This window comes from Candidatus Igneacidithiobacillus taiwanensis (assembly GCF_031962545.1).
Classification (GTDB): Bacteria; Pseudomonadota; Gammaproteobacteria; order Acidithiobacillales; family Acidithiobacillaceae; genus Igneacidithiobacillus; species Igneacidithiobacillus taiwanensis.
Window position 1 is genome coordinate 1 of record NZ_JAVRKK010000054.1, and the last position, 13,095, is coordinate 13,095.

At 57.3% G+C, this 13,095-nt stretch carries 11 protein-coding genes; 7 read left to right on the plus strand and 4 right to left on the minus strand.

Going from position 1 to position 13,095, the window contains the following annotated elements:
- The coding region (locus RTI30_RS08270) for a hypothetical protein (RefSeq protein ID WP_312283626.1) at window positions 1-861 on the plus strand (861 nt) is incomplete at its 5' end.
- Between the two features lie 882 nt (window positions 862-1,743).
- On the plus strand, window positions 1,744-2,226 hold the full coding sequence (locus tag RTI30_RS08275) for a hypothetical protein (RefSeq protein WP_312263014.1): 483 nt from the start codon (window positions 1,744-1,746) through the stop codon (window positions 2,224-2,226).
- 323 nt (window positions 2,227-2,549) lie between these two features.
- Here RTI30_RS08275 and RTI30_RS08280 read toward each other — a convergent pair whose 3' ends face one another.
- A complete protein-coding gene (locus RTI30_RS08280; RefSeq protein WP_312263013.1) occupies window positions 2,550-3,002 on the minus strand; it encodes a transcriptional repressor in 453 nt (150 codons plus the stop codon).
- Window positions 3,003-3,117: 115 nt separating this feature from the next.
- Between RTI30_RS08280 and RTI30_RS08285 the strand changes: the two genes are divergently transcribed.
- From RTI30_RS08285 to speA, 3 genes are all read left to right on the plus strand, one after another.
- Window positions 3,118-3,594 (plus strand): peroxiredoxin, encoded by a 477-nt coding sequence (locus RTI30_RS08285; protein WP_312263012.1) that lies wholly within the window; start codon window positions 3,118-3,120, stop codon window positions 3,592-3,594.
- Window positions 3,591-4,988, plus strand: a complete 1,398-nt coding sequence (locus tag RTI30_RS08290) for a PhoH family protein (protein WP_312263011.1) — start codon at window positions 3,591-3,593, stop codon at window positions 4,986-4,988. Before RTI30_RS08285 ends, RTI30_RS08290 begins: the two co-directional genes overlap by 4 nt.
- A gap of 80 nt (window positions 4,989-5,068) precedes the next feature.
- A complete protein-coding gene (speA, locus tag RTI30_RS08295; RefSeq protein ID WP_312263010.1) occupies window positions 5,069-6,961 on the plus strand; it encodes a biosynthetic arginine decarboxylase in 1,893 nt (630 codons plus the stop codon).
- Here speA and RTI30_RS08300 read toward each other — a convergent pair.
- Together RTI30_RS08300 and RTI30_RS08305 are read right to left on the minus strand one after the other, a co-directional pair.
- Entirely contained in the window at window positions 6,949-7,815 is an 867-nt protein-coding gene (locus tag RTI30_RS08300; protein WP_312263009.1) for a fumarylacetoacetate hydrolase family protein, read from the minus strand. The genes speA and RTI30_RS08300 overlap by 13 nt on opposite strands.
- Before the next feature lie 28 nt (window positions 7,816-7,843).
- Window positions 7,844-9,841, minus strand: coding sequence for a monovalent cation:proton antiporter-2 (CPA2) family protein (locus tag RTI30_RS08305; protein WP_312263008.1), 1,998 nt, complete (start codon window positions 9,839-9,841; stop codon window positions 7,844-7,846).
- Between the two features lie 54 nt (window positions 9,842-9,895).
- Between RTI30_RS08305 and rfaD the strand changes: the two genes are divergently transcribed.
- Complete coding sequence (gene rfaD / locus RTI30_RS08310; protein ID WP_312263007.1) at window positions 9,896-10,882, plus strand: ADP-glyceromanno-heptose 6-epimerase; 987 nt, start codon at window positions 9,896-9,898, stop codon at window positions 10,880-10,882.
- 2 nt (window positions 10,883-10,884) lie between these two features.
- The gene (locus RTI30_RS08315; protein ID WP_312263006.1) at window positions 10,885-11,889 is read left to right on the plus strand and encodes an NAD-dependent epimerase; all 1,005 of its coding nucleotides are present in this window, start codon (window positions 10,885-10,887) and stop codon (window positions 11,887-11,889) included.
- Window positions 11,890-11,894: 5 nt separating this feature from the next.
- On the opposite strand, the gene RTI30_RS08320 is transcribed toward RTI30_RS08315, so the two are convergent.
- Entirely contained in the window at window positions 11,895-12,995 is a 1,101-nt protein-coding gene (locus tag RTI30_RS08320; RefSeq protein WP_312263005.1) for a fatty acid desaturase, read from the minus strand.
- Window positions 12,996-13,095: the final 100 nt, after the last annotated feature.

Here is a 13,095-nt window from a genome sequence, read left to right on the forward strand (position 1 = left end):
CGTTTTGACGTAGCTGCGACGGAGCGGAAGGCATTCGACCTCTGGTATGCAGGTTATCATGAAAAGGCTATTGATAGGTTGCGTAATCCAAATGGATTAACGTCGCTCGACCCGCAAACGCGTGGATGGCTGCTACAGTTTGCTTCCTACATCGCCTATGATTGGGGGAATAGCGAGCTAGCGGATAAATTACAGCGAGAAGCCTATGCCGAAAACCGAAATCTTTTACGCCCCAAAACACTTCCTCCCTACCGGCCACTTCCGAAGCCCAGTAAACAGGCGGCTGCAATCGCTTCCCAGTTTCGCGGATATCACCTCCGTAGGGGATTTTTAAAGCATTTTGAGGAAGTTGTTTCCTATCTCCATGCCAAAGCTACAGCAAATCAGTTCGAGCAATCTCTTGTTGAGTTCGCGCAACTAATCGGGCTGTCATCGGAGCGGTGCGACAATCACGGTGTCGGTCCTGACGTTCTCTGGCTCCTGCCCCAATTGGTCGGCGTCATCATTGAGGCCAAGAGCCGGAAAGATGGCAAGAATTCTTTTACCAAGGAGGAGCACGGCCAGTTACTTGTGGCCGAACAATGGTTCAAGAAAGAGTACCCTGGATATAAGGCTGTCCGAGTTTCTGTGCATCCCTCCAATATTGCGACAGAAGCTGCCATCGCAAGTGGGTCCTATGCGCTCACGTACGAAAAGCTAAACGCTATGATTGCTGATGCGCGAACTCTATTTAGGAAATTGAGTGAATCACAATTAACCGATATTGAAGTTGAAGCTGAATGTACGCGGTTGCTCGAAGTATCTTCAATACGTGCGGATAGACTTTTGGAGCACTACATGGTTCCGTTTATTCAACGGTAACGTATCGATAGGAGGACAATATGACAGAGGAGGCGGAGAATTAATGTGCTCAGTGAGCCTTTTCGCGCGCCGATGCGCGAAAAGGCCTTGTGTTGGCGATTAGATGACTGGCCCCGGACGGCCCGGTCAGCTCGCGTATCGTCCGCCTCGATTGGGCGCAGAAGACACGCCGCTTTCCAATATGACTGGACGGCAACCATTCTGCATGGCACGAGCCTACACTCCCAGCGACGCTCTCGTTGCGGCGGTTGCAGTTCGCCGCGCTGCCTCCCGAGGACTGCTCGCTGCCGCTTCGCTCTTTAGGCGTGCAGCAGCGGAGGCGATGCTTTGAGCGTCGATGATTGGTACCTGTAACGTCGCGAGGACTGTGGGCAGGGCTTGGAGGAACTATGGGGCTACCGAATCTATAGTACTCTGTAGAGAATTGGGTGGCTATGCATCTTCTCATCCCGGAAGACCTTTAACCTTATAGAGTAGTGCCATCAGCGATCTTTTAGGAGTAGCATTGTGACATTCGTATTTTGGATTTAGTTTGTCCGCAAACGGTGCTGTACTTATGAAGTATGCTAGGTAAAGCCAGCGAAGACTGAAAACGGATGCTGCATCGCGATTTTAGATTAGCCGGTTAGCTGTTTTGCGGTGCACTGGTCTGAGCCACGAGATCCGGTAGCTTTTGGAAAATGAGTAGGTGTTATTTACAACCTAGCGTTCACGACGGTAATTCTTGGTATGTAAATCCAAGGTTGAGTACCGTTATTATGTTTGGTGCGGCTATCTGGTTTGTTAAGTCATGATTTGGGCTTCTCAAGGCGATAGTCAAGTAAATATGTTTAGTTAAAGGTTTTCATCTCAGAATCTAGGAATCTACCTTAAGGAGAAGAAATGTTAACCGGCGTCGCGGAAGAAGTTGCTGCTACAATATATACGGATGGAAATAATATCGATCTTTTTGATCTCGGTGATTATTTCATGATTTTTAGTTTATTATATAGAGATATATCGATCACAATGAGCTCGGATTTCCGATACATATCTAGTATTCAGGATATTAATCAGGAAAGTGTCACTTATCTTGCAGAGAAGTATAGGTCATCGGAAAAAAGTTTAGAATTTTACCGCAACATGCAGTTAGATTTGTTTGAGTATATCAGGTATCGTGATCGGCTCGATAAAAGGTATCGACTAGCTATTAGAGATATTAAAAGAGAGAATCCGTTATTAGTAGTTTTTGAGGGAATTGCAATAAGTTTAGCCGTAGCAGCTATTTTATCTGGTGGAAAATATGAAATTGGGCCCCTCAGAGTAGAGCTTCCGCCTATAGCCAAAGGCCTAGAAGAACTCATATCCCTTTTCCGAAAAAAATAAATCTTATCGGACCATTTGCGCGGATTTGCTGGGTAGCGCAAGAGCAAAAGGCGATGCGATAAGAGCAGCGGCTGAGGCGACGCTGATCCAAAAAGACTTGTACATGTTTTCTCCTTACTCGACTCGATTGGTTATGCGGCGCTACCAATTTAGCCGACCTTCGCTCTAAATGCACTAGGCTGCTGGCGTTTGGATATACCGTTGGTATTGCAGTGGTAGACCTTGTGAGCGAGGCAGGCTTGTTATGTCGTAGAGCTCGCCGTCCTGCGCAGATTTTTGTTTGGGTATGATCGAATCCGACTGATGAAAAAACCGCGGATTTCTCAGCCCCCCTTCTTATCCCCGCTCTCCACGGTCTTTTGGCAATGGGGGCAGATGCCGTTGACGACCATTTCGATTTCCTCGACCCGGTAGTCTTCGGGGAGGATGGGCTGGGGGAGTTGGCTTTCGGGTAGGCAAAGGACTTGCCCGCAGCGCAGGCAATGAAAATGCGGATGGGAGGGGTGCTCGAGGTTGATGGCACTGAAGCGCCAGACGCGGTCGTCGGCGGTAATGCGGTGGGTGAGTTGGTGTTGCACCAGCCAGTCGAGGCCGCGATAGAGGGTAACGCGGTCCATGGCTTCCTTCCAGTGCTCGAGAATGTGCTCCTGAATTTCGCCATGGCTCACCGGCTGCGCAAGATCGAGCAACGCCTGCAGAATCTGCAGCCGCGCTTTGGTCGGGCGCTGGCCGGCGGCGCGAATGCGGCGCTCTGCCTCGCTGGTACGTTCTGCCACTGCACTCTGTTGGTCCATGTCTGAATGGTACCCCGCAGGCGCAGCCGCGGCAAAGTAACTGGACAGTCGCGCGGGGCTCGCGGTAGATTCGTCCTAACCAACAGGGAGAAAAGTCATGGCGGAAACCCTCGAAATCGGTCAAATGGCTCCGGCATTTGCGGCGCAGAATCAACGCGGTGAGCTGATATCTTCGGAAAGCCTGCGGGGCAAGATCGTGGTCCTCTACTTCTACCCCAAAGACGATACCCCGGGCTGCACCACAGAGGGCCAGGAGTTCAGCGCTCTCTACCCCAAATTCCAGGCTCTGGGGGCGGAAGTGCTCGGCGTGTCGCGGGATAGTGTGGCCAGCCACGACAAATTCGCCTGCAAATATTCCTTTCCCTTCTCGCTGCTTTCCGATCCCGACGAGACCTTGTGTAAGGCCTACGACGTCATCAAGGAAAAAAAGAACTACGGCAAGGTGTACATGGGTATCGAGCGCAGCACTTTCATTATCGATGCCGAAGGCAAGTTGGCCTATGCAGAAAGTAAGGTAAAGGCCGCTGGCCACGCCGAAAAAATCCTGGCCGAAGTGCAAAAGCTCGCCAAATGAGCGACAAGCCCGAGGGTAATCAGCCGCGCCTTTACGTTCTCGATACCAATGTCTTGATGCACGATCCGGCGTCGTTGTTCCGTTTTCAGGAACACGACATCCTTTTGCCGATGATCGTGTTGGAGGAGTTGGACCAGCACAAGAAAGGTCTGAGCGAGCAGGCACGTAATGTGCGCCAAGTGAGTCGGCATCTCGATGAGATGCTAGCCAGCGATGCCGACCTCGAGGCGGGTTTGCCGCTGCCCTACGCCCAGGGGCGTTTGTATTTCCAGACGGCAGCCTACCAGCAAAAGTTGCCCGAAGACTTGGCGGGGGGTAAGGCGGACCACGAGATTCTCGCGGTGACCTTGGCCTTGCAGAGCCTGCACCCCGAGCGCGAGGTGATCCTGGTTAGCAAGGACATCAACCTGCGCATCAAGGGCCGCACCCTGGGTATTCGGGTGGAGGACTATCACAACGATCGCGCCTTGGAAGATGCCGACCTGCTCTACACTGGCGTCGACATCCTGCCGGCGGATTTTTGGGAGCACCACAGCCGCGACCTCGATGCCTGGCAGGAGAGTGGACGCAGCTTTTACCGCCTGCGCGGGCCGGCGATCGCCCATTGGTACCCCAACCAATTCATCCAGATCAGTCCCGAAGGCGAGCAGCGCGAGGACTTCTCGGCCATCGTCCGTTCCGTCGCCCCGGATCACGCCATCATCGAGCGCATTGTCGACTACAGCACCGAGCGCAATGCGGTGTGGGGAGTGCGCGCGCGCAACCGCGAACAGAATTATGCCTTGTCTTTGCTCCTCGATCCCAACATCGACTTCGTCAGCATTCTCGGGCCGGCAGGTACCGGTAAGACGCTGCTGACCCTGGCGGCGGCGCTGCAGCAAATCTTTGAAGACAAGCGCTATGCCGAGGCCATCATTACCCGTGCCACCGTACCGGTGGGCGATGAGATCGGCTTTTTGCCGGGCACCGAAGAAGAGAAAATGCAGCCGTGGATGGGGGCCATCGAAGATAATCTCGAAATCCTCTCCCGCGGCCCGGAGGGCGCGGGCAGTTGGGGGCGCAGCGCGACCCAGGATCTCATCGGCAAGCGCCTGCGTATCAAATCGATGAGCTTCATGCGCGGGCGCACCTTCCTCGAAAAATTCGTCATCATCGACGAGGCGCAAAACCTCACGCCCAAGGAGATGAAGACCCTGATCACCCGCGCCGGGCCAGGGACCAAGGTGGTCTGCCTAGGCAACATTGCCCAGATCGATACTCCGTACCTTACCGAGACGACTTCGGGCCTGACCTACGTGGTCGATCGCTTCAAAAACTGGGAGCACAGCGGCCATGTGACCCTGCGCCGGGGCGAGCGCTCGCGTTTGGCAGACTACGCCAACGAGGCTTTGTAACGCAGCCTGGGCGGTATGCCTTGAGCGCGACCCCGGCAAGCCCTAGACTGAGCCGCGCGAGCATGAGGGGAGGGCGGCAAGTGGGCTGGACTGGGGAAGACGCAAGCAATCTCTATAATCTTGCCCATTGGGGCGAGGGATATTTTCAGGTAGGTGAAGATGGCCAGCTTTGGGTAACGCCCCAGGGTGGCGCCGATTCGGCGCGGGCTGGCTTGGTCGACGTGTTGAGCCGCTTGCCCGGCCAAAATCTTGGCTTGCCTTGCCTCTTGCGTTTTCCGCAGATTTTGCAGCAGCGCGTGCGGGCTCTCCAACATGCCTTTGCGGAGGCAATGCGTCGCGAAAATTACGCCGCTTCCTATACCCCAGTCTATCCCATCAAGGTCAACCAACAGCGCCGGGTGGTGGAGGAGATTCTGCACGCCGGCGCGGGGCAGATTGGTCTGGAGGCGGGGAGCAAGCCGGAGCTGTTGATCGTTCTTGCCCTCATGCCCGCGGGCGGGACGATCATCTGCAACGGCTACAAGGATGCGGAATATATTCGTCTCGCCCTGATGGGCGAGAGCCTTGGCTTGCAGGTATATCTGGTGGTGGAGAAGAGCGCCGAACTACCGTTGATTCTACGCATCAGCCAGGAGCTCGGGGTGCGGCCGCGTATCGGGCTGCGTGCCCGTTTGGCCTCGGCCGGGGCAGGAAAATGGCAGAATACCGGCGGCGAAAAATCCAAATTTGGTCTTTCTTCTACGGAAATCCTCAAGCTGGTAGCCGAGTTGGAGCGCAATGACGCCCTCGAGTATCTGCAATTGCTGCATTTTCATCTCGGCTCGCAGATTCCCAATATTCAGCATATACATGAGGGGATGCGCGAGTGCGCCCGCCTCTACGGCGAGCTGCGACGCTTGGGCGCCAATCTGCAGGTGGTAGACGTGGGCGGCGGTTTGGGGGTGGATTACGAGGGTACCCATTCCCGCGCCTACTGTTCCACCAATTATCGCCTCGAGGACTACGCGCAAGCGGTAGTCGAAGGACTCGCGCAGCTATGCCGGGAGGAGGCGCTGCCGCAACCGCGTATCATCTCGGAATCGGGACGCGCCCTAACGGCGCACCATGCGGTGCTGTTGTTCAACGTCATCGATGTCGAGACGGCGGCGGGGGAGAGTTTGGCGGCAACGGACCGGCCCGAGGATGCCAAAGACCCATGGGCGCGTTTGCTCGCGCGCCTGGAAAGCCGTCCCGATGCAAGCACCGCCCTGGAAATCTATCAAGAAGCGGTTTTTCGCCTTGGCGAAGACCAGCAGGCCTTCAAGCTCGGGCTGCTGGATCTTGCCGGGCGGGCGCGGGCAGAGCGGATCTATGCGCACCTCATGTGGCGCTGCCGATCGTTGCTCGATGCCGCAAAGCGCGCCCATCGTGAAATTCTGGATGAACTAGAAGAAAAACTGGTAGATAAATATTTTGCCAACTTTTCTCTCTTCCAGTCCTTGCCCGATGTCTGGGCCATCGACCAGGTGTTTCCGATCATGCCCATCCAGCGTCTCGATGAGCGCCCAACCCGCCGCGCTCGCCTCGAGGACATCACCTGCGACTCCGACGGGCGTATCGATGCCTATGTGACCGCCGATGGGCTCAGCCCTAGCCTGCCGGTACATGCCGTGCAGGAGGGCGAAAATTACTGTCTCGGCGTTTTTCTGGTGGGCGCCTACCAGGAAATTCTGGGTGACATGCACAACCTCTTTGGCGATGCCGATGCCGTCAATGTCATCTGCGAAAGCGACGGCTCCCTGCGTCTGGAGGGGGCGGTGCCTGGAGACACCGTGGCGGAAGTCTTGCAAGCGGTGCAGTTTTCTGCCGAAGAGTTGGTGCGCGAGTTCGAAAAGAAGCTGGCGGCCACCAATCTGCACATCCCGGCCGCCAAGCGCGAGGGCTTTTTGCGCGAGTTCCGCGATGGTCTGCAGGGATACACCTATTTGGAGTGAGCGACCTTGCGTACCGGGTTGCGGAGGCTGCCAATACCCTCGATACGCAGTTCGCAGACTTCGCCGTCTTGTAAAAAGCGCGGTGGCTGGCGAGTAAAGCCGACCCCGGCTGGGGTACCGGTGGCGAGCACATCGCCCGGCCCCAAAGGCAAGACCGCCGCCAGGGCAATCAGCAAGTCGGCAACGTCAAAGAGTAGGTCGGCGCTGTTGCCATTTTGTAGGCACTCCGTACCCACCCAGGTCTGCAGCTGCAAGCCTCGCGCCCCTAAGGGCAACTCGTGGGCGCTTAGCACCCAAGGCCCGAGAGCGCCACTGCGCGGCACATTCTTGCCCAGGGTCCATTGGCTTGCACGAAATTGCAAGTCGCGGAAGCTGCCATCGTTGCAAAGGGTGTAGCCCCCTACCGCCGCCAGCGCCGCATCGCGCGAGATGCTGCCAAAGAGAGGCCGTCCGAGCACGGCCGCGAGCTCTACTTCGTAATCGAAGGCGGAGGATACCGGTGGGATCTCCAGGGCCTCCTCGTGTCCTACAAAAGAATCTGGAAAGCGGATGAAGAAGTTGGGATAGGTCGGCGTTTCGCTGTGGGTTTCCAGGATATGATCGCGGTAGTTGAGGCCAGCGCAGAGGATCTTTTGGCCCAGTAGGGGCGGCAGGTAGCGTGCTGTTTTCAAGTCGACGGCGCGGAGTCCCTGGTGCCAAGTTGGGGTCGAAAGCCGATCGCGTAGTGCCGGACTGGCTTCGAGCACATCGCGGGCGCCATACTCTGCACCCAGGTCGCGTAGCAGAAAGGCCTCTTCTCCCTGCCAGATGACAATTTCTGTTTGCCTTTCAATTTCCAATAGACTCCAACGCATCCCGTTACCCCTCTATGATCCCATGCCCCTAGGCGACTTCTTGCGCCTTGGCCGGCTTTTCTTCCTGCTCGCCGTTGAGCACGAAGCGCTCCGCCTCGGCCAAGGCTTCCGGCCGGCCAAAGAGCACCACTACATCATCGCGACGCAAGCGGGTATCTGGCGAAGGCTCACGACCACGAATGCCAAAGCGGCGCACGGCGGCTACCTGCACGTCGAAGCGCTCCAAGTCCAAGTCGCCAAGGCGATGCCCTAAGGCATAGGCCGTCTCGCCAAGAGCAATGGGGTAAAGGCGGGGCGAGTTCTGGTCTTCTCCGGGCTCTGATCCGCCCCAAAAGTTGCCGCGAAAGAGGCTATAGCGCTCCTGGCGAAAGCGACGCACCCGGCGCAACACCGTGCTCATGGGAAAACCAATCTGTAGCAAGGTTTGCGAGGCCAGCATCAAGGCGCCTTCGGTGACTTCGGGGATGACCGCGTCTGCGCCCGCCGCCTCCAGTGCTTCCATTTGGCTGTCGTCGTGGGCGCGTACGATGGCCGGGATTTGCGGTCGCAGCTCCTTGGCCGCTGCCAGCACGCGAATCGACTGCTTGGAATTGCCGTAGGTGATGACAATGGCGCGGGCATGGGCAATCCCGGCCGCCTCCAGTAGATCGCGGCGGCCAGCGTCGCCATAAAAAATCGACTCGCCGGCAGCCTGGGCTTGCCGCACGCGGGTGGGATCGAGATCCAGGGCCAGGTAGGGCACGCCCTCGTCGTCAAGCACGCGGGCGATACTCTGGCCGACGCGCCCATATCCACAAATGATGACTTGCTCGCGTAAATCCTGCTCGCGCACCATGTCCAAATTCTGCTGCCGCTGTTTTTTGTACCCGGGTGCAAAAAAGCGGGCAATGCGGCCATTATGCTGTACCAGAAGTGGTGCCAGTAGCATCGACAAGAGCATGGCGCCGAGCACCGGCTGGAGGACATTACTAGGGACGAGATTTTTCTGCGCCGCCAAAGAAATCAATACAAAACCAAACTCTCCTGCCTGGGCGAGAACGATGGCGCTGCGAATTGCCACGCCGGTTTCGAAGCCGGCGAACCGGCATACTGCCCAAACGATAACGCCTTTGAGCACAAAAATGAGCAACAACACGAAGAGCACCCAAGGAAGGTAGGCAAGGAGCACCGGCACATTGACCATCATCCCAATGGTTACAAAGAAGAGCCCAAGCAGGATGTCACGGAAAGATGCAATGTCCGCTTCCACTTGGTAGCGATAGGCCGTTTCGGCGAGCAGCATGCCGGCAATGAAGGCGCCGAGGGCCAGCGAAAGTCCGGCCGCTTCGGTAACCCAGGCCAAGGCCAGAGTCACCAAAAGCAAATTCAGCATAAAGAGCTCGTTGGACTTGCGCGCCGCTACCCAGCCAAACCACGGATTGATCAGCGGCCGCCCGAGCAGTAGGAGAATCAGCACCGCAACAGCGCCTTTGCCGCTGGCAATGGCGAGATCGTGGGGAAGGTTGGCGGTAGAACCCGCCAGCGCAGGAATCAAGATCAGCAAGGGAATGACGGCAAGATCCTGAAACAGCAGGATGCTGATGGCAATTCGCCCATGTCGGCTTTGGGTTTCGAGGCGCTCGGCCAGGGCGCGCACCACCATGGCGGTAGAAGAAAGCGCAAGAATACCCCCTAGGGTGACACCGGTTCGCCAGGGCAGGGGAATGAGCAGGGCTACGGCCAAAAAGGCGAAAGCAGTGAGCAAAACTTGGGCAGTACCCAGGCCAAAAACGAGGCGGCGCATGCGCATGAACTGCGCCAAGCTGAATTCCAAGCCAATGCTGAACATCAAGAAGACGACACCAAACTCCGCCAAATGACGCATCCGCTCCTCGTCCGGAACCAATGCCAAGGCATGCGGACCGAGTAGGATGCCTACCATCAGATAGGAGATGATGGGTGGCAGGCGAATCGTTCGCGCCAGCGCGACCAGTAGTACGGCGGCAGCGAGGAGAACGACGATGGTCAGCAAAGATTGATCGGGCATGGCTCCTCTCCCACGGGTTTTTGCTATGATAGCGCGAAGGAGGTGCGCGCAGATATGTTTATTGTCACTGGCGGTGCCGGGTTTATCGGTGCCAATCTTGTGTATGCCCTGAATCAACGGGGAATTTCCGATATTTTGGTGAGCGATCACCTGCAACGTCCGGACAAGTTTCGCAACCTCGCCGATCTCGATATCCGCGACTACTACGAAGCCGAGGCCTTTTTACCCGCCCTGCTCGCGGGGCGGTTTGGTAAAATCGACGCCATTCTGCATCAGGGAGCCTGCTCCGACACCATGGCAAGCGACGGTCGCTATGTCATGGAAAACAACTTTGCTTATACCAAGGCCCTATTCCACTGGTGTCAGGAACAGCGCGTACCTTTTTTGTATGCCTCGAGCGCCTCGGTTTATGGTATGACGGGCTCCTTTCATGAGGAACGCAGCGCCGAAGATCCGCTCAATATCTACGCTTTCAGCAAATTTCAGTTCGACCAATATTTGCGTGCCCACTGGGGGCAACTGCAAGCGCCGGTGCATGGCTTTCGCTTTTTTAATGTATATGGGCCCCGGGAGTTCCACAAAGGGCGTATGGCCTCAGTAGCCCTGCATTTTTCCCGCCAATATCGTCAGGAGGGGCAGGTACGGCTCTTTGCCGGCAGCGATAGCTATGCCGACGGTGAGCAGCAACGGGATTTCATCCACGTCGATGATGTTGTCGCCGTGAACCTGCATTTCCTCGATCGGCCGCAGTCCGGCATCTACAACGTTGGCACGGGTCGGGCGCAGAGCTTCAATGAGGTAGCGACAGCTGTAATCCAGGCCATCGACGAGGAGGCTGGACGGCCGGCTCGTAGTCTGGCAGAGCTGCAAAAGACCGGCGTCATCCAGTACATGCCCATGCCCGAGGCCCTACACGGCAAGTACCAGAGCTTTACCCAGGCGGATATCCGACGGCTGCGGGCCGCCGGCTACGACAAGCCCTTTCTCGACGTCGCCGCTGGCGTGCGTCGCTACCTGCGCTGGCTGCGCGACAAGGAGTAAAGATGGAAGGCAGAGTGCTAGTTACGGGTGCGGCAGGCTTCATCGGTTTTCATCTCAGCCGCCGGTTACTCGCCGAGGGCTACACGGTCTATGGTATCGACAACCTCAATGCCTACTACGACCCGGCCCTGAAGCGTGCGCGCTTGCACCTGCTCGAAAGCCACCCTGGGTTTCAGTTTCAGCGCCTCGATCTGGCCGATCGCGCCGGAATGGAGGGGCTTTTTGCAAAAACACCCTTTGCCGCCGTGGTCAACTTGGCTGCCCAAGCCGGGGTGCGCCACTCCCTCAAGGCGCCCCACGACTATGTAGATAGCAATCTGCAAGGTTTTCTTAACATACTCGAGGGCTGTCGGCACCAGCAGGTCGAGCATTTGCTCTTTGCCTCCTCGAGTTCGGTCTACGGGGCCAATAGTCGCCTGCCCTATAGCGTGCACGATCCGGTCGACCATCCGGTGAGCCTCTACGCCGCCACCAAGCGCGCCGGCGAGTTGATGGCCCACAGCTACGCCCACCTCTATCGTATCCCCATGACCGGACTGCGCTTTTTTACCGTCTACGGACCCTGGGGCAGGCCAGACATGGCCTACTTCAGTTTTACGCAAAAAATCCTCGCTGGGGAGAAAATACCGGTCTTCAACCACGGGCAGATGCAGCGCGACTTCACCTACATCGACGATATTGTCGAGGCTGTGCTCCGTCTGCTGCCGTTGGTCCCGGCGCCGCAATCGTCCTGGCCGCAGGACCCCGCCAGTAGTGCCGCACCTTTTCGCATCTACAACATCGGCAATCATCAGCCCGTTGCCTTGCTCGACTTCATCCATGTACTGGAAGAAGCCCTTGGTCGACGAGCAACCCTCGAGCTTCTCCCCATGCAGGATGGCGACGTCCATGCGACCTATGCCGAGGTCTCGGAGCTGCAGCAGGCGGTGGACTTTGCCCCGCGCACGGCGCTTGCCACCGGCATTGCGCGCTTTGTTGCCTGGTACCGCGACTACTACGGCGGCTGAGCGCTTCAGGGCGCCGCGTGCTCTCCCAGGGGGACGATGCTCCGCGGCAGCTGCTGTTCGGCCAGCCACGCCCGGCGCTGGCGAAAGCGCAGCCAGCGCCGGTTCTCGTAGTCGTAGAGTTGGCATTCGCGGAAGATGCGCCAGACCCCGCGCAAGCTGAAGCGCATCTCGTGAATGTACTGACCGTAGTGGGCGGCCAAATCGGCGTAAGCCTCGCGCAGATGATAGTAGGGGATGCGCGGATCCACATGGTGAGGCGTGTGGATGAGGATGTTATGGATCAGCATCTCACTTATGCGCGAGCAACGTACGATGGTGCTGCAGTAGAGTTGTCCCAAGGCCGGCGACCAGTCTTCCTTTTCGGCAAAGAAGGGCAGGTCGGGGTGGGTGTGGTGTAAAAAGACGAACAAGGCGATGTAATAGTTAAAGACCAAAAAAGGCAGCAGCACTGCGGCAAACCACGACCACAGTCCTCCAACGGCGTAGGCGAGCACGGAAAAGCCCACAAAAAATGCCAAGGTCAGCCACTTGTCGCGGCGGAAGAGAACACGGTTTTTGCCGTCACCACGAAAGCGGATCATGCCCGGCCACCACACGCGCAGCAGGTAATGCAGAGCGCAACCGTAGGGACTGCGCTCCAAGCGATAGAGCAGGCGCTGAAAGCGGGGTTTCGCCTCGTATTCGGCGGGGGTCCAGGGGCGCCAAATCCAGTCGACGGAGCTCAAGCTGGTAAAGCCGTGGTGTACGCGATTGTGGCCATGGGCCCAGAGCCGGTACATGTTGAACGAAGGCAGCATGAAGAGCGTACCCAACCAACGCGATAGGCGCTGACTGCGAAATAGCGCGCCGTGGGCGGCGTCGTGCGCCCACACGAACATGAAAGCGATGGCAGACCCCGCCAGCAGACCAAAGAGTAGTTTGAGGGCCCAGTGGGGCGCCAGCAGGGCCCCGGCAATCGCCGCCAGATACAGGCTGCCGTCGAAGGCATAAGCAAGCAGGGCGCGGCTAGGGGATTGCTGGTAGCGCTCTGGTCGGATGACGCTGCGCAACTCGGTAAGACGAATGGGCCGCACTTCTGCGATGTGGTTCTCGGGGTGGGTGGGCATGGGAGCGCTCCTGCTGCAAAAGTTTTCTCCTTTATAGCCGATCCGCTGTCAAACAACAAGAATATATTGTTATACGATTATTGCGGGTGGTGGGTTGCCT